The sequence below is a fragment of the Leptospira abararensis genome (assembly GCF_016918735.1).
In the GTDB taxonomy this organism is placed as follows: Bacteria; Spirochaetota; Leptospiria; order Leptospirales; family Leptospiraceae; genus Leptospira_A; species Leptospira_A abararensis.
On record NZ_JAFFPR010000027.1, the window covers coordinates 195877 to 214784 of the forward strand.

The following is an 18908-nucleotide window of genomic DNA, read 5'->3' on the forward strand; positions in this document are numbered from 1 at the left end:
AGGACTTCCTCTCATGCTGATTTTATGCCAATTCCTATCCTTCGCTGTGACAGAAATTCACGGAATCAATTGGATCGTTTTCTATCGGATGCCAAAGAAGACCTAAGTTTTGCTACCGAAAAAATCCTTCCAATTTTGGAGGCAGTCCGAACTAGAGGTGACAAGGCTCTCCTTGAATACACAGAGAAGTTTGATGGCATCAAACTGAGTTCGGTAACACTCGACCCTCGCTCGATCCAAACCAATTTAGATCCAAAAATCAAAGAAGCCTTCTTAAGAGCAAAATCAAATATCGAAGAATTCCACAACGCTCAGAAAAGAGAATCCTGGTCTAAAACCATTGATGGAAACAGGTTAGGTGTTAAATACACGGCCATTCCTTCTCTTTCTGTTTATGCTCCTGGAGGAAAGGCTTTGTATCCTTCTAGTGTCCTTATGGGAGTCATTCCCGCAAAGATTGCAGGAGTAGGAAATATCCAGCTCGTCACACCTCCTCAAAAAGAGGGATTGCCTGAAATTTTGATCTGGCTCTGCCAAATCCTGGGAGTCGATCGGATCATAACAGTGGGAGGAGCCCAAGGAATTGCGGCATGTGCTTATGGTACAGAATCGATCCCTAAATCCGAATTTATTGTAGGTCCTGGAAATGCCTATGTCGCTGCCGCCAAATCCTACTTAGCTGGTAAGGGATTGATTGGGATTGATAGCCCAGCCGGTCCCAGTGAAGTATCTATCATTGCAGATAGTTCCGCAAATCCCAAATGGATTGCTTGTGATATGTTATCACAAGCAGAACATGGCGAGGATTCTTCTGCGATTCTACTCACTACAGAATTAAGTTTTGCAGAAAAAGTCAGTGAAGAATTGGAGAAAGCATTTCTCGAACGTCCCAAACGATTGGAAATGAAACAACATTCCATTTATAAAAATTCTGCCATTTTAGTTTTTCCTAATATAGAAGATTGTATTTGGTTTTCCAATGAGCTGGCTCCTGAACATTTAGAGATCCAGACAAAAGACAATGAAGCCGTGTTTTCAAAAATTGAACATGCGGGAAGTGTTTTCCTTGGTCCTTATTCGCCCGTTGCCATGGGCGACTATATCAGTGGAACCAATCATATCCTTCCGACTGCGAGAGGCAGTCGGATCTATTCTTCTTTAGGTGTGGACACCTTCTTAAAACGAGTGACCTTTCAAGAAGTGACTAAGGAATCTTTAGAAAAACTTTACCCATTTGTAAAGTTAATGTCTGAATTGGAAGGTTTGGATGAAGAGCATGGAACCAGTGTGAAAGTGCGCACAGAGGAAAATCCATGAAAGTTGTTTCTAATATTTCCGAACTAAAAAATCAAATTGCAGAATGGAAAGAACAAAAGTATACCATTGGATTTTGTCCTACAATGGGAAGTTTGCATGCAGGCCATATGGATCTTGTGGAAACTTCAAAAAAAGAAACAGATAAAACCATTGTATCTATCTTTGTCAATCCGACCCAGTTCAATGATCCCAAAGACTTTGAACAGTATCCTGTAAAAACGGATAGTGATTTATTGTTATGCGAAGAGAGAGGAGTGGACTTAGTCTTTTTACCTGACGTAAAAACCATGTATCCGGAAACAAAAACTCCTATAAGTTTAAGTATTCCCGAATTACAAAAAAACCTTTGTGGGAGAACAAGACCCGGTCATTTTGAAGGAGTTTTACAGATCGTGGCTAAACTCTTTCATTTAACTGAGCCTAACAAAACCTTTTTTGGTTTGAAGGACTACCAACAATTTCGTGTCATTTCTGCAATGGTAGAAAATTTGAATTTTCCTTTAGAAGTTATCGGAGTTCCCACTCGTAGGGAAGAAGATGGTCTTGCTATGAGCTCACGTAATGTCCGTTTAACGAAAAAAGAGAGAGAAACGGCAAGCCTAATCCCTAGGATGTTTGCTCTGGCCAAAAAAACAATCCTTTCGGGAGAACGAGATCTTAAACTTTGGAAGGAAATCTTAAGAGATTTTCTACTCACGGGAATTTCCGTTCGTATTGACTACTTAGAAGTTGTAGACCCGATAGAACTTAAACCCAAAGAAAAATTAGAAGGTGAGGTTCTACTGGCAATAGCTGCATTTGTTGGGGATGTCCGCCTCATTGACAATCAGATCATCCAAATTCCGAATTAAACATTCATGTCAAAAGAAATCGAAGATCGTAAATTTAGTCCCAAACAAGTATTCGCTGAATCTAAAACATCCTTAGTCAATTTAAGTGGGATTCCTGAGTCTGCACATTCTTTTGTCACAGGTTCTTTGTATGAAACGCTGAGTTCAGATTCTACATTTCTTATAGTCCTTCCTACAAATCAGGATGCAGAAAGTTTCTCTCGTGAACTTCTAAGTTTTCTACCTCAAGATGAGATTTTTTATTTCCCTGGGCCAGAAAATATTCCTTACGAATACACCAAATGGCAGATGGAATGGAAAAGGGACCGTATCCTCGCCATCAACAGAATACTTTCAGGAAATCGTTGTTTGGTGGTAACATCTGTCTCTGCTCTTTTGCGTAAACTTCCAGTAAAAGAAAGTTTGAAAGGAAAATCAATTATCTTAAAGTTAGGAAAGGATTTTCCGCTAGATAAGTTATTATCGGAGTTAGTCAATTTAGGATATCATAGAGAAGAGGTTTGTGAGCAGTTTGGTCACTTCAGTTTAAAAGGTGGAATTCTAGATATTTATACTCCTTATTTGGCAAATCCTGTTCGGATTGATTTTTTTGGAGATACGGTGGATGAAATCCGAACCTTTGATCCTAATACTCAAAAATCGATTGCCAAAATTCAGGAAATTATTATTACCGCGGCAAACGAAACAATTGTTAGTCGAGATGATAAAGCTAAATATAAGGAAGAACTAGAAACTCATAAAGAGAAGCGTCTTCCTATTGATTCCGAATTGGAAATTATTGAAGAACATCTACCATTAGTTCGAAAACACGAAGGATTTCTTAATTTCTTTGCCAAAAAGCCAGTCCTAATTTTCCCAAGGTATTATGATACAAAGGAACGGGCCTATGGAATGGAGAGGGAATACAATACACTCTATGAGAAAAAAAAGGAAGAATCTTTGTGCCTTAAACCTGAGGAACTTCTTTCTTTTGGAGAAGAATGGGAGACCCTAACTTCAGAAGAAACTTCCGGAATTCGGTTTTCTCTTCTGCCAGACAACCAAAGGAATTTCTCTTATGAGCCCATTACGGAAGTTCGGGGGTTTCGTGGTAAAATTAGAGAAGCTAAAGAACATTTTTTAGAGTTACTTAGCGAAGATCCAAAGAAAAAAATTTTTATCACATCCTCGTTTTCTGCGCAAATGATGCGCCTAAAAGGACTTTTTACGGATGGAGAAGTCGAAACCGTTCATTCCGATTCGGAAGATCCCACCCCTCTACCACTTAACAAAGTAAAGCCGGGAATCCATCTAGTCATCTCAGATCTCAAACGAGGATTTCATATTCTCGATGAGAATGTCTATATTTTTACGGACAATGATCTATTTGGACGTCAATACAAACGAAAGACCAGGTATAAAAAACAAGCTTCGCAGATGATCGAATCTTTCATTGATTTGAAAGAAGGAGATTATGTGGTTCATGTCAATCATGGTGTGGGCCGATTTGTTAAAATTGAAAGAACTAAGGCTGATGGAAAAGAAAGGGACTTTCTTAAATTAGAATATGCTGGTGGGGATAGTTTATTTGTTCCTCTTGATCAAATTTCCTTGGTTCAAAAATACATCGGCGGAACCGATTCTCCAAAACTGGATACTCTGGGAAAAAATTCCTGGAAAAAGGCTAAGGATCGCGTTCAGGAATCGGTAGACAAACTTGCCGAAGAACTGGTGTTACTCTATTCCAATCGACTCAAACTGAATGGATTTGCTTTTCCTCCAGATACGATTTGGCAGGAGGAATTTGAAGCCGCTTTTGAATTTGAAGAAACCCCTGATCAAATTTCAGCAATTGAAGCCGTAAAGCAAGATTTAGAATCCATAAGACCGATGGACCGTTTGGTTTGTGGGGACGTAGGTTACGGGAAAACAGAAGTCGCTATTCGAGCTGCCTTTAAGGTAATTATGGCTGGTAAACAAGTGATGTTACTCACACCAACGACCATATTGTCTTTGCAACATTTTAATACCTTCAAAACAAGATACGAAAATTACCCAATCAAAATTGCCTTTGTCTCACGGTTCCGAACTGCGGCAGAAATAAAAGAAGATCTAAAGAACTTTTCCGAAGGGAAAATTGATATGCTCATTGGAACCCATGCTATCTTATCATCCAAGGTAAAACCAAAGAATTTAGGACTTCTAATTATCGATGAGGAACAGAAGTTTGGTGTTACGCACAAGGAAGCGATAAAGAAGTTTAAAACTCTTGTTGATGTTTTGACACTCACAGCAACACCGATCCCTCGAACTTTGCATATGGCACTTACCGGAATTCGTGAACTTTCTATTATTTCCACGGCACCAAAAAATAGACAAAGTGTCGAAACTTATGTATTAGAAGAAGATGATACTCTCATCCAAGAAGCCATTCGAAAAGAAATCGATCGAGGAGGACAGGTCTTTTATTTGTACAATCGGGTAGAGTCCATTGAAGAGGAGGCGGCTTACATCCGCTCTTTGGTTCCAGAAATTTCGGTGGGAATTCTACATGGACAGTTGACTGAAGATGAGATTGAAGAGACACTTGTTGATTTTTACGAACGCAAATATGATATTTTAGTTACAACTACAATCATTGAATCTGGAATTGATATGCCAAATGTCAATACTCTGATTGTCAAAAGAGCCGATATGTTTGGGTTATCGCAGTTGTATCAAATCCGAGGCCGTGTAGGCCGGTCGGACAGAAAAGCCTATGCTTATATGTTTTATCCGTCAAAAAAACTAATGACTGAGCTTGCTGAAAAAAGGCTAAATACAATTTTCGAATACCAAGAGTTAGGTTCTGGTTTTAAAGTAGCTATGCGCGATTTAGAAATTCGTGGAGCAGGGAATCTTCTCGGAAAAGAACAATCCGGTGATATTATGGAAGTGGGATTTGACCTTTATGTAAAGATGTTGGAAGAGGCGATTTCACGTATCAAAGGCGAAGAGGTGCGTGTCGAAGTTCGGACTGCGGTAAATTTAAAAACCAACTTCTATCTACCGGATGATTATATTCCTGACACAAAACAGAAAATTGAATTTTACAAACGATTTGAAGGTTCAGCAAATCTTGACGAAATCGAGGAACTTTCCTTGGAGATGGAAGACCGGTTTGGCGAATTGCCACAAATTGCAAAGACTTTTGTGGAATTAGAAAAGATTCGGACCCTTGCATCCAATTTAGGTTTTGAATTTGTCACCGAAAAACCAGAGGAAATCCTCTTCAAATGTGGAACTTATTTTCGTGGAAATCCAGACAGGGTGATCCAGGCTATGGCGAAATTCAAAGGATTACTGATCTCCCCGCAAGAACCATCTGTATTACGTTATACGATTCCAGAACGAGAAGATTTGCAAAAAATCAAGAAATTGCTTTCACTTTTGGAATTTTTGGCCGCTTAATTTTTAGGCAATAGAATCAACCCTTGATGGCTAAAAAAAGATAGACATTGAGGGAATTCACGAAACCATCATCACAAATCCTTTCAGGCACTAAAATAATATGACTAAAATCCTTCCTTTGTTTGTTTTTTTGGCATCCCTTCTCTTCGTTCAGTGTTCGGACTCTTCTCCGGTGATCGAAACTTTGGATAACCATAAAATTACCGTAAAAGACTTTGAAGCGGCTTATGATACGGCACTTGATTCCATCAGCCGATTGCAAAATATCGAAAAAAAGACTCTTCTTGAGTTCATCGAAAAAGATATCAACGAAGTTCCGCAAAATTTCCAAGATCTAAACTACCAACTCCAAAAGAAAAATTTCTACCAAACTTACCGCCAGATGATTATGACTCGTCTAGTGGCTGAAAAAAACGGTTACATCTCTCGACCAGATGTTGCTGAAGTAATCAAACAAGTAGAGATGCAAACCATTGCGCAAATGTATGTATCAGAACAGGTTGAGAAAAAAATCCAAATCACTGATGAACAAGCAAAAGCAGAATGCGAAAGATTGCGCGGATTGGATAGGAATATCGCAAACCTAACTATTGATAAATGCCTTACTTTTGCTAAAGCTCAAATCAAACAATTACAAACTAGAGAACAACTTCCCTTAGTAGTTGAAAGAATTAAAGAAGAAGTAACTATCAAACGTAACGATAAATTTGACCTGGATGCTTACCTTGCACCAAAGAAAAAAGTAGAAGAACCAGCCAACGAACAAAAATAAGTCGGAATGGACAATACTTTAAATGCATTTCTCCGTGGTATCATCGAAGCTGCCACGGAATTCCTTCCGGTCTCTTCTACGGGACATCTTTTCCTCTTCAGTTACTTTTTTCCTTTTGAAAACCTAAAAGTAAATCATGAATCCTTTGAGGATTTATTTGATATATTTATCCAAACAGGTGCTATCCTTTCTGTTGTTGTTTTATACTTCCAACTTTTATGGAAACATACAAAATCAGCTGCTCTCTTTATCGCCAAAAGATCAGAAGAAAATGCAGGTTTCTCTTTTTATCGTAATTTGATTGTGGGCATTCTTCCTATTCTAATTTTGGGATTTGTTTTTAAGAATAGTTTAGACCAAATCAAAATGCGACCGGACCTTCTTCTTATCCTGGGACTTTCTTGGTTTGTTGGTGGGCTCATTATGGTTTTTGTAGAAATGAGGCACTATGATGAAAGCGAAGGTAAATCCATTGGAATGAAGGAATCAATTCTCGTCGGATTTTTTCAGTGTTTTGCTTTGATTCCAGGTGTTTCTCGTTCCGCAGCCACAATCATTACAGCAAGGATTCTTGGTGTCTCTAAAAAAGATTCTGCGGAATTTTCCTTTTTTCTAGCAATTCCCGTTTTGACGTTAGCTGGTTTATACAAACTTTATAAACACCGTGGTATCTTGAATTCAGAAACCATAGGTTTACTTCTTTTGGGTAGTATTGTTTCTTTTGTGATTTGTTATTTTATCATACGATTGTTCATGGCCTTCATTCGTCGTAGAAGTTTTCTGTCTTTTGGGATCTATCGTATTTTCCTCGGAATCCTTGTTATACTATACTTTGTTCGTGGCTAAAAAATTCTAAATAGAATTCCTTTTTGTCTATATTGTTTGTCTTATCGAGCAGATACATAAGCAATTTTGTATTCTGCTTGTAGAGTTTATTTCTCAAAAATAAACGTTCACACCAAATGATTGCTTCCTGGACTTGTCCATTTTTGTATAAAGCTCTTGCTGTCATATAAAGATACTCTTCTTTGATTGGATTATCCTTCGATGCAAGTTTTAGATTTTTGATGGCTTCTTTCCAGTCCTTTAGTTGGTACTGCAAATTTCCAGCGAGAGCCAAAAAGGAAGGATGGGGAAAATTTTCAATCAGAGGCAGTAACTGCTCTAATGCTTCCGCATATTTCCCTTGTTTGGATTTGTTTTTAATTTCTATATATTCTTTTTTTACAATTTCAGGTAGGGACATTCTAGGATTTTCTGGAAAGTATTCTATTTTTAAAAACGAAAGGTCATCGGTAATCTCGCCACTCGATTCAATTTCATGAACTATGTTTTTTAGATTTGCTTCTGCACGTTCTACAAAACGTAAAATTAATGTTTCATCTTCATTGATGGAACGAAGATTGCTATCATTTTGGACAAGTCCGATATCATCTCTTCCGTCAGAACCTATGAGCAAGATATCACCAGGTTCTAGCGGAAATGTTTTGATTTGAAAGTAGTGATCATTTTTTGGAAAACCTAGTTTTCTCATAGAAAGTTCTGTTTCAATAAAAGAGGCAACGCCATCTCTATAAAGAATGCTCCATGGATGTTCTGCATTTGATATAATACACAAAGCCGTTCTTGGATACCATTCCCAGGACAACGCTGGATAACATAGAACCATCGAAACTAACAAACACGGATTGAAGTTCTACATAGAGATCTTTCAGCCAAAGTTCCGGTGGTCTCGACTTTGTATAACTTGATTTCGCACGAGATAATACTGCTTGAAACACAACACCAAGTACAAGGGCACCACCTGCTCCTTGGATGGATTTACCCATCGCATCACCATTGGCAAATACCGTATAGGCTCCCGATTCTAAATGGATGGTTCCCACTATGCAAATATCTCCACCAATCTCTCCCTCTTTTCCTCGAAACTGAAATTTTTTCTTTTGGTCGACATAGGTATCAATTTTGATTTCTTGAATTTGGTTTTCAATCCGCGCCAGTGGTTGGATGAGAAGGGAAGTTAAAAAGTAATCACCATCTTGTTTTTCTTTTAAAATCTGTAATTGGAGTAATGACTCGTTTAAGGCGTCCGTTCTTTCTTCCACTTTTTTTTCTAAGTTTTTATTTAAGTCTTCTACCTCTTCGTTCAGTTTGACAAAGGAATTGGCAAGGATGATAGCAAGTGAGATATTAAAGACAAGGAAGGTATAACCCATAATCCGAGGAAAAACCCAATAATTTCGATTGGTGGCTGTATCAATGATAGCAGCAATGAGAACAATGGTGAGTCCGATGGTAATATAAAAAGCTCTCCTTTCCTTTTTCTTTAAGTTTCTGGATAAAATGATAAAGATTAGTACGACATAAGCTAACCAGGTAGGTTGGACAAAATTTGTAAGTAACAAACTGAAGGTTTCAATATTGTGAGTGAATGCAAAAAACAAAAAGAATCCCAGTTGTAAGGCATCTAATGACTTTCCCCAAATGCTGTAACGTTCCTTAAATAATGTTCTTAGGAAATGATACATAAATGGTATAAGGAGTAGAATGACCATATATTCCAATTTTTTCATTTCTAAAAAAGGAAATTCGAATTCGTATTTAAGTTGGTTTCTTAGAAAATTATATATTACGAATGAATAAGAGAAGAGTGCGAAAAAAAGATTTTCTTTATCCTTTCTCCTTCGGATGAATAGAAAAAGAAAATATCCTCCAACGGTGGAATAAATAGTTAAAAAAAGTAATTTTATGAATTCATCTTTATAAAATCGTGAATAAATTTTTTCCGAGGGTCCAAGAATGGTTTCATCTTGTTCGATCCCACCCGAATTACCGAAGTAAGGTTGAATTTGGATGAGGAGGAGATTTTTTTTACCATATTGAATGAGATCAGAAGGAACACGATATATTCTCAGTTTGTCATAGGCTTGCGGTTCGAGTGAGTTCCAAACCCCTGTTTCCCCAATTTTTTTTCCATTGAGATAGGTTTTGTCGCGATCATTGATCACACCCAATCGCAAACTAAATTGTATGTTTCGGTTTTCCGGAAAAACTATCCATTTCGCAAGAAAAACTGTTTTTTTTGTCGAATAATCTCCTTTATTTTTATACAAACTCCCAGGCACGAGAACTCGTTTCCATGATCGATTGGAAAAGTTTGATTCGGTAAAGGATTCAATGGTTGATTCACTGAGAACTTCGTCAGTCATGAACCAAAAGGATTCCGGATCCTGCGTGTTTGAATCCAATGAAATCATTTCTTCGGCATTTGTTTTTGTAGCAGAAACGGAGACAGCCTGGGAATGGAGAAGGGAAAAAGAAAAGACAAGAAAGATGAGTATCGGTTTTATCATATATAGACGAACTCTTACGTTCATAACTCTGATACAATTCCAAATGGATGCAAAATGGTCATTCGATTAAAAAAGAATAAAGAAAAAGCTGTATTAAATTTTCATCCTTGGATCTTTTCTGGAGCGGTTGCTTCGGGAGAAAAAGACTTGGTTTCAGGAGATACTGTGCGAGTTGAATCCTCGTCCGGTGAGTTTCTTGCTTGGGGCCATTACGATCCAAAAAGCCAAATCAGAATTCGTTTGTTCTCTTTTGATGAAGAAGAAGATGGTTCTACTGAGTTGTATTGGAGTTCAAAATGGACTGGCATTCTAGAATCCAAAGAGAAATTACTTCCTAAAGAAACTACGGGGTTTCGACTTTTTCACTCAGAAGGAGACGGTGTTCCCGGTATCGTTGTTGATTGCTATCACAAAACAGCTGTAATGCAACTGAAAACTCCTGGCGCTTTAAAGTTACGTGAGTGGCTTGTTTCCTTCCTTTCAGAAAAGGGCTTTGAAACCATTTTGGAAAAAAGTGATAAACCTGAGGACAAACAAGGCGGGGAGGCTACTTTTCACAAAGGAAAGGACACTGATGCTGTTTTTACGGAACATGGAATCCAATTTATTGCCGACATTACCAAAGGCCAAAAAACAGGATTTTTTTTAGACCAGAGAGACAATCGAGCGCTACTTGCTCGGTATGCTTTCGGAAGAGTCGTATTAAATACTTTTGCCTATTCGGGCGCTTTTTCCGTTTATGCACTATTAGCTGGTGCAAAAACAGTTCATAGTTTAGATATTTCCAAACAAGCCATCGAACTTTGTGAACGAAACTTGGCTTTAAATGGTTTTTCTTCTGAAAAAGAGCCAAATAGGCATAAAAGTTTAGTTTTAGATAGTTTTGATTATTTAAAAGCGATGGAACCACATTTTTATGATCTGGTCATTCTGGATCCACCGGCATTTACAAAGAGCATTGCTACCGTCAATCAGGCAAGCCGAGGATACAAAGACATTAACATGCGGGCTATGTATAAAATAAAACCAGGGGGATTAATTTTTACCTTCTCTTGTTCCCAACATATTTCTTTTGATTTGTTTAAAAAAATAGTTTTCGGAGCTGCAAAAGATGCCAAAAAAAGAGTTAGAATTTTGCACCATCTAACTCAGAGTCCCGACCATGGTTATTCTGTCTTCCATCCTGAAGGAGAATACTTAAAAGGCCTTGTGATTCAGGTTGATGGCGATACTTAATCTTTTACATTGGTGAAATCTTAGAATGAAATTTACATCCCTTAGTTTTCTTTTGTTTTTCCTTGTCGTATACTGTTTGCACTGGGTGTTTCGCGGTAAGTACAGATTGGGGTTTTTGTTTCTGGCATCTTTTGTTTTTTATGCTGCCTGGTCGATTCCCTTTGCTTTTCACTTCCTTTCGATTGTAGGTTTAAACCATTTATTCAATAAACAAATCCTTAAAAATAAATCCTCTTTTTGGTATCCGGTTTCTCTTTTTGTAAATTTTGGAAACCTCTTCTTATTCAAATATTTCTATTTTCTTTGGGCTTTGCTTTTTCAATTTACGGGAAGCATTTTTTTTGCACCAGAATCAATCCAAAGTTTCTTAAATTCTCAATTTGGAGCTGATTCTATTACCCTTCCGCTTGCCATTAGTTTTTACACTTTCCAGATGGTTGCCTATACCATTGATATTAAACGTGGAAATGCAGAAGAGAACCCTAACTTTTTACAATTTGCTTTGTTTATCTTTTTCTTTCCACAATTAGTGGCAGGCCCAATTGTCCGTCATGGTGAATTTTTTTATCAATTAGAAGTTTGGAATGCGAAGAAGGAACAACTTTTCGAAGGTTATTACTTAGTTTTTCTTGGGTTACTTAAGAAAGTAGTTCTTGCTGATAATTTATCTCCAGTCATTGAACCCATCTTTCAAAATCCAGAACAGTATGATGGGTTTACAAATTTCATCGCTTGGTTTGGGTATGCAGCTCGAGTATACTGTGATTTTAGTGGATATACAGATCTTGCAAGGGGACTTGGAAAACTTCTAGGAATTAATTTGCCTGAAAACTTTCATGCGCCTTACCTCTCTAGGTCAGTACGAGAGTTGTGGACTCGTTGGCATATGACTCTTGCAACTTGGATCAAAGATTATATTTACTTTCCGTTAGGTGGTTCTAGAGTTTCTGAATATCGGGGATACTTGAACTTAATTGTAACCTTTACTCTCGCAGGCTTTTGGCATGGAGCCAATTTTACGTTCATTATTTGGGGATTTTTACATGGACTTATGCTAAGTTTTGAGCGTAAAATTGAGCTCATTCGAAATCCCGAAAAAAATACGATAGTTCCTATATGGAAAAAATACCTTGGTGTGGTGTATGCGTTCTGTTTTTTTGTTTTCACAATTCCTTTTTTTAATGCACCTTCCGTTCACAATGCGTTGGCTATGTATTTTAGAGCTTTTACAGGAGCATCGGGAGAGAGAACGAATAAATTAGAACTGATTGTTTACAGTTTATTTCTCACATTTTTACTGAACTACCTGCAAACCAAACCAAGTTTTCCAAGAGAAAACTGGTCTACGAAAACATCTCTTAGTTTTCTCCTGGTTTTTTCGTTAATCGTTACAATCTTGTTAGGTTATCTTGCTCCGGGAGGAACGGAATTTATCTATTTCCAATTTTAATATGAATTCTAAACTTAAATTTCCTATAGTTTTGTATCCGATCTTTCTAGCTTTTGCACTTTTCCTTTTGGATAAAATTTTCTTTTTGCCAATCATTGTAGAAAACACCTATAGTTGGAAAAAAATTGAAAGAAAGTTCTATGAGTTAAAAGAAGATCTCTTCGAGGTTATGTTGGAAGAAAGAAAGAAGAATCCTTCCAAACAAATTGGTTTAATTTTAGGAAGTTCTCGTTCGGGGGAATTTGACTCTGAAATGGTAGAGTCTTTTTTTCCCAATACGAATACTTTTAACTTCGCTGCCCCCTTTGGCCCACCGAGTTTCCAGGCTTATTGGTTGGAGAGAAGTTTAAATGCCAAACTTCCTCTTCGTTATGTTCTGATTGAAGTAGATCCACTTTTGTTTTCCCAGGCTGCCATCGATTACTCTTTGAACGGATCCTATGACAATGAGTATGTTTTAAAACATCTAGACTTTTATCGATTAAAAACAAAGGATCCATGGAAAACGAATGCTGAAGGCTTTTCTATGGATGAGGTGGAGATTTATTTCTTAAAAAAATTCTTTGCTCTATACAAATACCCATTGGATCCAACGGCAATTAAAGCGAATAATAAGAATATCGAAGTAGGTTTTTTCCCTGGTATGGCGGTAAGCATCACAGGCAAAGAACACAAAAGAAACTACATTGATAAAATCAAAATGGTAAACCGAGTGAAATTTGGCGCCCTTCCCAACGAAATCAAATTTGCTAATATGGATATTTTTTTAGAAAGAGACGCAGAAGCAATGTACAACCAGTATTTGCGCGGCACTAGTTTGGCTCCGACGCAAATTTATTTCTTTAAGAGAATGTTAGATTTACTAAAAGGAACGGGTATTCCAGTAATTGTTTATTTTCCTGCTGTTTCGGATGCCTTAAGAAGGCGGATGTCTACGGATGGACTTTTGGAAAGATTCAATAGGGAAATTAAATCGGCAGTGGCTTCTGCCTCTCAAGTTCCAAATTCCAAATTCACTGTGGTAGATCCTAACGTGGATCCGCATTGGGTTTGCAAAGATTTTGTCGACTCACTTCACTTGAGTGGAGCCTGTTTCCCGAATCTTTTGCCGATACTTTTTCCCAAAGAAGTTCGTTAGATTCTTTTTTCTTTCCGTTTTTCTAGTTCTTTATTTAGAAAACGGAAGCGAAAGAAAAGATAACCGAGAGCACTGGCTGCTAAAAAGATTCCAGAACCCCAATCGGATAAATGATTACCCCAGACTTTCTGATTTTCCGTATTTTCGATCCACAGGGAATGAAGAAGGATAAGTCCTGAATACAAGAGAAGGTTTAGAACCATATAAATTGTGGTTTTTTTGAGAATCCAAAGGGTATCTCCCATTTCCTCTCGAAAACGAGTGAAATCGCTGATGATTTCTTGGTAGGTTTTATGATGGCTTAGCCGGTATTGGTCATAGGCTTCTTCCATTTCCGGATCTTTCGCTTTCCCGTCCAAAAGCACAAATTCGAAATCAAGTTGGGAGTCGTAATCTTTTCTTTTTTTGGGTTCGCTAAGGGTTAGGTAAGCTCGCGTCAGTTCCAGAATTTTGTCCTTGGCCTCCAGAATTCCTGCGCCTTGCAAATGTTCCCAAAACTCTAATTCCTTTAAATAAATAGCTTCGATTGTTTCCGTTGTTGATTCCTTGGTTACTCCCAAGATTTCGTAGAATGTCTCCCGTTTTGTCCGAGCCATATACTCCTTTTAGTATCCTTCTTCTTTGCTTTACAAGGAGATTTTCTGGAAAAACATATCATTATGAACCCATCCTTGACCGAAATTCCTACCGCAGAGAGCCCCATCCAACTCGGAAAGGTCTATGTGGAGACCTACGGGTGTCAAATGAACGAATACGATACGGGAATCGTTAAGGAACTCTTTCGCAAAGAAAAATATGAGACCACAGATTCGGTCGAAGAAAGCGATATTATCTTTCTCAATACCTGCGCTGTCAGAGAAAATGCCCATGCCAAAATTTATGGAAGGTTACAATCTCTAGGATATCTAAAGAAAAAAAATCCAAACCTCGTCATTGGGGTTCTAGGTTGTATGGCACAGAATTTGGGTGAGGATTTATTCCACCAAGAACTACCATTGGATTTAATTGTTGGTCCAGATAATTATAGAACTTTACCAGAGCTCATTCAGAAAATTAGAGAAGGCGAACGTGATGTCCAACTAACACGTCTTTCTCGAACAGAAACCTATGATGAATTGGAACCAAAAGTGGTGAATGGCATTCAAGCTTTTGTTACGATCATGCGAGGGTGCAATAATTTCTGTACTTTTTGTGTTGTTCCTTATACGAGAGGGAGAGAAAGAAGTCGCGAACCCGGTTCCATTGTTACAGAAATTCTACAATTAGAAGAGATGGGTGTAAAACAAATTACACTACTTGGCCAAAATGTAAATAGTTACTCTTTTGAAAATACAGACTTTTGTGCATTGGTGGAAACAATTTTAAAAGAAACCACTATAGAACGGGTTCGGTTCACAAGCCCTCATCCAAAAGACTTCCCTGATCATCTTATTTCTCTTATGGCTAAAGAAGAACGTTTTTCTTCACAAATCCACATGCCATTACAAGCGGGAAGTTCCAAAGTTCTTAGGGATATGAAACGAAGTTATACCAAAGAAGAATATCTGGACTTAGTTGCTAGCATTCAGAGTCGAATTCCTGATATCGGAATCACTTCTGATATCATCGTGGGTTTTCCCGGAGAAACAGAAGAAGAATTTCAGGAAACTCTTGAAGTAGTAAAAAAAGTAAAATTTGACATGTCATATATGTTCAAATATTCCGAAAGAGAAGGTACAATCGCTAAACGAAAGTTTATTGACGATGTTCCAGAAGAAGTCAAAAGTAAAAGGCTCATTGAACTTGTAGAGTTACAAACCAAAATCTCTCATGAAAAAAATCAGTCCAAGATCGGAAATGAGTTTTCAGTGCTTGTCGAAAACACTTCAAAAAAATCAAAACTCGAGTTATGCGGTAGGTCCCATTGTGGTCGAATGGTTGTGTTTCCCATTCCTGAAAACGCTTCGAAAAACCCGCAAGATTGGATTGGGAAAACAGTTAAAGTTAAAGTTGAGTCAGCTACTAGTGCTACTTTAAAAGGAACCCTCATTGGCTAAACAAGTCGATTTACGAACCGTAAGAGTCTTCTCTAAAGATGACTTACCACCAGGTTTTATGGTGGATACGGATCGTTTGGGTAAATGGAAACGTTTCAAACCTTCCATCCTTAGAATCTATATCCTAAAGGAAATTTTAAGCCCCTTTCTTGTCGCTCTTTCCTTTTTCACTATGATTTACATGGCTGTGGCCATCCAAAAAATGATTGGTTTGTTTGTGGGTAAGGGTGTCGATTTTTTTCGTTTATTGGATTATATGGGATATGTTTTTGGGAATACTCTCCCAATGACAATTCCCATGGCTTGTTTGATGTCAGGGATTATGGCCGCAGGTCGTTTATCGGGAGATTCTGAGATTACCGCTATGCGTGCTTCCGGAGTTTCGTTTCCTTATATTTATTCCAATTTTCTCGTATTTGGTTTTCTAATGACGCTTATTGTTGGGTACTTAAATTTTTATTTAGGGCCGGAGAATACGCGTAAGATGAAAGATTTTGACAACTGGATTGCCACCTACAACCCGTTACTTGCCATCCAACCTGGTCAGTTCTCTGGAGATAAAACTCAGGATTTTTTCTCCGAAAAGGGAAGGACTATGTATTCAGGCGGTATTGATGCTGATGGAAACCTAAGCAATGTCCAAATCCGTGAGTGGGCAATCTCTGCCGATGGAACTGACTTTATTATGGTAAATAATTTGGCAGTTCCTATGGGTGGATCCAAAATGTTGCAAATCATAAATGCCCAAGAAGGACTGTTAGTCGAGAAAAAAAACTTAGCTGGTGAATATGAAAAATCGGTACGGTTGAGAAAGGGATATGTCATTGAATGGGATCCAGAAACCAATGCCATTGGAATCACAAACTTTATGGACGGGGAGATGGATTATAACACTCCATCCAAAAAAGATACAAAAACTTTAAGTATCAATGTGAAGCCAGATACTTTTTCATTACCAATGCTTATCGAAATTCGAAATGCCATTCAATCCGAAGGTTTGGAAAATATTCCGGGATTAGAAATTTTGAAAGAATACGGTTTATCCATCAAAGGGGTAGGCGGTTTAAAACAAATGGTAGAACAGTTTAAGTATGAACTGATCATGGGAGCAAGTACCGGTAGCCAAGAGGATATGGCTCAAAAATTTGCACTTTTTACCCAACTTTCCGAATTACTCAATGAATCGAAAAAAACGCTGACAGCTTTTAATGTGGAAATTCACAAGCGGTTTGCGACTCCTCTTTCTTGCCAAATATTTTTCTTTCTCTCCTTTCCGCTTGGTCTTGTTGTTAAAAGATCGGGAAAAGGAATGAGTTTTACTCTGGCTGTTATCTTCTTATTAATTTATTATACGTTCTTTATTTTTGGTTCTGGGATTTCGTATAAAGAAAACGTCCCCGATTGGGTTGGACCTTGGTCGGCAAATATTGTGATTGCCACCCTTTCCATCTACATTATGATTTCACGAACAGATGCCAAGTTACCTGAGTCCATTCGGAGCCGATTGGGATTTTACTTCCGGTTTCGAGACCTTTTGGAAGAGAAGATGGAACTGAGAAAAAATCGCTTCCGAAAACGCAAATAAAACAAAATTTGCTAGAAAATTCCTCTGACTGCAGTCCTATAGAAGCAGTATTTGTAGCACAGGAGAAATGATTTGAAAACTTCTTACATTTGGAATATTTCTAAAGGACGCCCCTTTCCGGTAGAACTTTGGAAACATTCGAAGATCAAAGTTCAAGTCAACCAAATGCAATTGGACGAATTGGATCGAATTTCCATAAGTCCTAACGATATTCATATTTTGTTCCTCCAGGTAACCTTTGCGGAGTGGAAACAAATCCAACCAACGATTGCCGCTTCTTTTGAAGCCAATCCCTTTGTTTCGTTGATTCTTGTATCCTCTGAAGATGGAGTAGACCAGATTCAGGAAGCGGTCCAAGGTCATGCAAAATACTTAGTTTTAGAAAATCCCCTCCATGTTCGGGAACTTCGTATGATTTTGGACCGGACCATCCAATCGGAATCGTATAAAGCAGCAGCTTTAGACATTGGCAATTCTTGTCTGGAGAATGTTGGTTTCTTCGAAGGCGTTTTTACGCTTGCACACCAAGAGTATGAAGAATCCAAAAAGGAGAACGAAGCCCTTCGTTCTATTCTAAAATACGAAGAACTGGTCAAACGATCCCAAGCAGGAATCAACACAGCCTTAGACAAAGTCAATGATATGAAAAATCAGGAGTTGATCGAACTTCATGAACGTGTAAAGGCAAGCCAACAGTTGGATGAGCTTCGGGAAAAAGAACTCAAACAGGCTTTGGAATTACAAAAAGCAACGGAACAGGTGTTAAATTATTCTCGAATCGAAGAGATGAATTTGGATAAAATTTTAAGAGCCCAAGATCGACTTTTCGAATATACAGAACAAGAAATTAAAGAACTTGTGGAAGAAAATAGATCTTTAAAAAAGAAACTAGGACTGATTTAAAAGTCCTTTCCTACCTTTTCTTCTATGCTCGCATATTCTTTGGAATCGCGTCCATAGTGAATTTCAGCAAAACGCAATAGATGTTTTTTCTTTAGTTCTTTGAATTCGTAATAGAGTTCTTGGTTTTTGGAGCGAATTGCTGTTTGTTCCATTTTTTCATAGGACAGGGCAAGGAGCCTGTGAGGTTCTGCTTCTTTTTCATTTTTAGCGGAAAGATCAATATAACGATGCGTAAAATCAATGACCTGTAGATAGTTTTTAAACGCTTCTTGGTGTTTGATGTATTCTCTGTAAATTCCGGATTTTAAATCTTGGTAAGGGGCACTTTCCTTTACCTTTGGGTTTTCTATTTTATCTAAAAGATTCATACCTTTCACTAGGCGAGCTACCGTTTGTGATCGTAAGTCAAAAAGTTGCTTTTGAAATTCCTTTTCTTTGTTTTCCTTTCTGATTTGTTTTTGCCATTCGTATCTATCTTCATAGTATATTTCTTTTTTAGAATCTTCTCTTCGTTTTTCTAGATTTTTTCTACCAGATTCAAAATGATCAATGGCAAATGAGTATTCTTTGTTTGCTTCTTGCCAACGTCTTTCCGAATTCTTTTCATCTACTAAGTTGAGTATTTGAATTGAATCCAATCGTTCTGAACTTTCCCCCCACGGAGATCCCGATTCCGGTCTGGAGGGAAGGATCGATTCCACGCGGTTTTCCTTAGAAGACGTCTGATTTGTATCTTTGGAGCTGAGGGGGAGTAATCCTAGAAAAATCAAAGAAATCCATAAAAATTGTATGGGAAATTTCATTTACAGGGAAACTTTCCTTGAATCCTAGATATTGG

15 protein-coding genes are annotated in these 18908 nt (G+C 37.8%); 11 read left to right on the plus strand and 4 right to left on the minus strand.

Annotated features, from left to right (window positions below; translation table 11 throughout):
- Positions 1-24: 24 nt before the first annotated feature.
- From hisD to JWG40_RS09210, 5 genes are all read left to right on the plus strand, one after another.
- On the plus strand, positions 25-1317 hold the full coding sequence (gene hisD / locus JWG40_RS09190; protein WP_205285498.1) for a histidinol dehydrogenase: 1293 nt from the start codon (positions 25-27) through the stop codon (positions 1315-1317).
- A complete protein-coding gene (panC, locus tag JWG40_RS09195) occupies positions 1314-2168 on the plus strand; it encodes a pantoate--beta-alanine ligase (protein WP_205285499.1) in 855 nt (284 codons plus the stop codon). Before hisD ends, panC begins: the two co-directional genes overlap by 4 nt.
- Before the next feature lie 6 nt (positions 2169-2174).
- Positions 2175-5597 carry a transcription-repair coupling factor gene (mfd, locus tag JWG40_RS09200; protein ID WP_205285500.1) on the plus strand — a complete coding sequence of 1141 codons (3423 nt, stop codon included), beginning with the start codon at positions 2175-2177 and terminating at the stop codon, positions 5595-5597.
- A 100-nt stretch (positions 5598-5697) separates the two neighbouring features.
- Entirely contained in the window at positions 5698-6369 is a 672-nt protein-coding gene (locus tag JWG40_RS09205) for a lipoprotein LipL31 (protein ID WP_205285501.1), read from the plus strand.
- 6 nt (positions 6370-6375) lie between these two features.
- Positions 6376-7215 (plus strand): undecaprenyl-diphosphate phosphatase, encoded by an 840-nt coding sequence (locus tag JWG40_RS09210; protein ID WP_205285502.1) that lies wholly within the window; start codon positions 6376-6378, stop codon positions 7213-7215.
- Here JWG40_RS09210 and JWG40_RS20160 read toward each other — a convergent pair.
- A complete protein-coding gene (locus tag JWG40_RS20160) occupies positions 7190-7987 on the minus strand; it encodes a SpoIIE family protein phosphatase (RefSeq protein WP_408611502.1) in 798 nt (265 codons plus the stop codon). The two genes, JWG40_RS09210 and JWG40_RS20160, sit on opposite strands and share 26 nt — an antisense overlap.
- Entirely contained in the window at positions 7941-9722 is a 1782-nt protein-coding gene (locus tag JWG40_RS09215) for a 7TM diverse intracellular signaling domain-containing protein (RefSeq protein ID WP_408611504.1), read from the minus strand. The genes JWG40_RS20160 and JWG40_RS09215 overlap by 47 nt, the downstream gene beginning before the upstream one ends.
- Before the next feature lie 54 nt (positions 9723-9776).
- Here JWG40_RS09215 and JWG40_RS09220 point away from each other — a divergent pair, with 54 nt between their 5' ends.
- Genes JWG40_RS09220 through JWG40_RS09230 form a run of 3 tightly spaced genes read left to right on the plus strand, consistent with a single transcriptional unit; the run spans position 9777 to position 13546 of the window.
- Positions 9777-10958, plus strand: a complete 1182-nt coding sequence (locus JWG40_RS09220) for a class I SAM-dependent rRNA methyltransferase (protein WP_205285503.1) — start codon at positions 9777-9779, stop codon at positions 10956-10958.
- A 25-nt stretch (positions 10959-10983) separates the two neighbouring features.
- Positions 10984-12408: an MBOAT family O-acyltransferase gene (locus JWG40_RS09225; RefSeq protein WP_205285504.1), complete on the plus strand. Its 1425-nt coding sequence runs from the start codon at positions 10984-10986 to the stop codon at positions 12406-12408.
- A 1-nt stretch (position 12409) separates the two neighbouring features.
- Complete coding sequence (locus JWG40_RS09230) at positions 12410-13546, plus strand: DUF1574 domain-containing protein (protein WP_205285505.1); 1137 nt, start codon at positions 12410-12412, stop codon at positions 13544-13546.
- Here JWG40_RS09230 and JWG40_RS09235 read toward each other — a convergent pair.
- Positions 13543-14142, minus strand: coding sequence for a J domain-containing protein (locus JWG40_RS09235; RefSeq protein WP_205285506.1), 600 nt, complete (start codon positions 14140-14142; stop codon positions 13543-13545). The two genes, JWG40_RS09230 and JWG40_RS09235, sit on opposite strands and share 4 nt — an antisense overlap.
- Positions 14143-14205: 63 nt before the next feature.
- On the opposite strand from JWG40_RS09235, the gene miaB reads away from it, so the two are divergent.
- The 3 genes from miaB to JWG40_RS09250 all read left to right on the plus strand — a co-directional run bounded on the left by miaB (position 14206) and on the right by JWG40_RS09250 (position 18070).
- Positions 14206-15582 (plus strand): tRNA (N6-isopentenyl adenosine(37)-C2)-methylthiotransferase MiaB, encoded by a 1377-nt coding sequence (gene miaB, locus JWG40_RS09240; RefSeq protein WP_205285507.1) that lies wholly within the window; start codon positions 14206-14208, stop codon positions 15580-15582.
- Positions 15575-17167: an LptF/LptG family permease gene (locus JWG40_RS09245; RefSeq protein WP_205285508.1), complete on the plus strand. Its 1593-nt coding sequence runs from the start codon at positions 15575-15577 to the stop codon at positions 17165-17167. Before miaB ends, JWG40_RS09245 begins: the two co-directional genes overlap by 8 nt.
- Before the next feature lie 72 nt (positions 17168-17239).
- On the plus strand, positions 17240-18070 hold the full coding sequence (locus tag JWG40_RS09250; protein WP_205285509.1) for a hypothetical protein: 831 nt from the start codon (positions 17240-17242) through the stop codon (positions 18068-18070).
- Here JWG40_RS09250 and JWG40_RS09255 read toward each other — a convergent pair.
- Entirely contained in the window at positions 18067-18873 is an 807-nt protein-coding gene (locus tag JWG40_RS09255; RefSeq protein WP_205285510.1) for an FcpA-related putative periplasmic flagellar protein, read from the minus strand. The genes JWG40_RS09250 and JWG40_RS09255 overlap by 4 nt on opposite strands.
- Positions 18874-18908: the final 35 nt, after the last annotated feature.

Coding starts and splice junctions, on each gene's coding strand:
- JWG40_RS09235 (WP_205285506.1), bottom strand. CDS start 14,142: ATGGCTCGGACAAAACGGGAGACATTCTACGAAATCTTGGGAGTAACC.
- JWG40_RS09225 (WP_205285504.1), top strand. CDS start 10,984: ATGAAATTTACATCCCTTAGTTTTCTTTTGTTTTTCCTTGTCGTATAC.
- JWG40_RS09230 (WP_205285505.1), top strand. CDS start 12,410: ATGAATTCTAAACTTAAATTTCCTATAGTTTTGTATCCGATCTTTCTA.
- JWG40_RS09220 (WP_205285503.1), top strand. CDS start 9,777: ATGGTCATTCGATTAAAAAAGAATAAAGAAAAAGCTGTATTAAATTTT.
- mfd (WP_205285500.1), top strand. CDS start 2,175: ATGTCAAAAGAAATCGAAGATCGTAAATTTAGTCCCAAACAAGTATTC.
- hisD (WP_205285498.1), top strand. CDS start 25: ATGCCAATTCCTATCCTTCGCTGTGACAGAAATTCACGGAATCAATTG.
- miaB (WP_205285507.1), top strand. CDS start 14,206: ATGAACCCATCCTTGACCGAAATTCCTACCGCAGAGAGCCCCATCCAA.
- JWG40_RS09255 (WP_205285510.1), bottom strand. CDS start 18,873: ATGAAATTTCCCATACAATTTTTATGGATTTCTTTGATTTTTCTAGGA.
- JWG40_RS09205 (WP_205285501.1), top strand. CDS start 5,698: ATGACTAAAATCCTTCCTTTGTTTGTTTTTTTGGCATCCCTTCTCTTC.
- JWG40_RS09215 (WP_408611504.1), bottom strand. CDS start 9,722: ATGATAAAACCGATACTCATCTTTCTTGTCTTTTCTTTTTCCCTTCTC.
- panC (WP_205285499.1), top strand. CDS start 1,314: ATGAAAGTTGTTTCTAATATTTCCGAACTAAAAAATCAAATTGCAGAA.
- JWG40_RS09210 (WP_205285502.1), top strand. CDS start 6,376: ATGGACAATACTTTAAATGCATTTCTCCGTGGTATCATCGAAGCTGCC.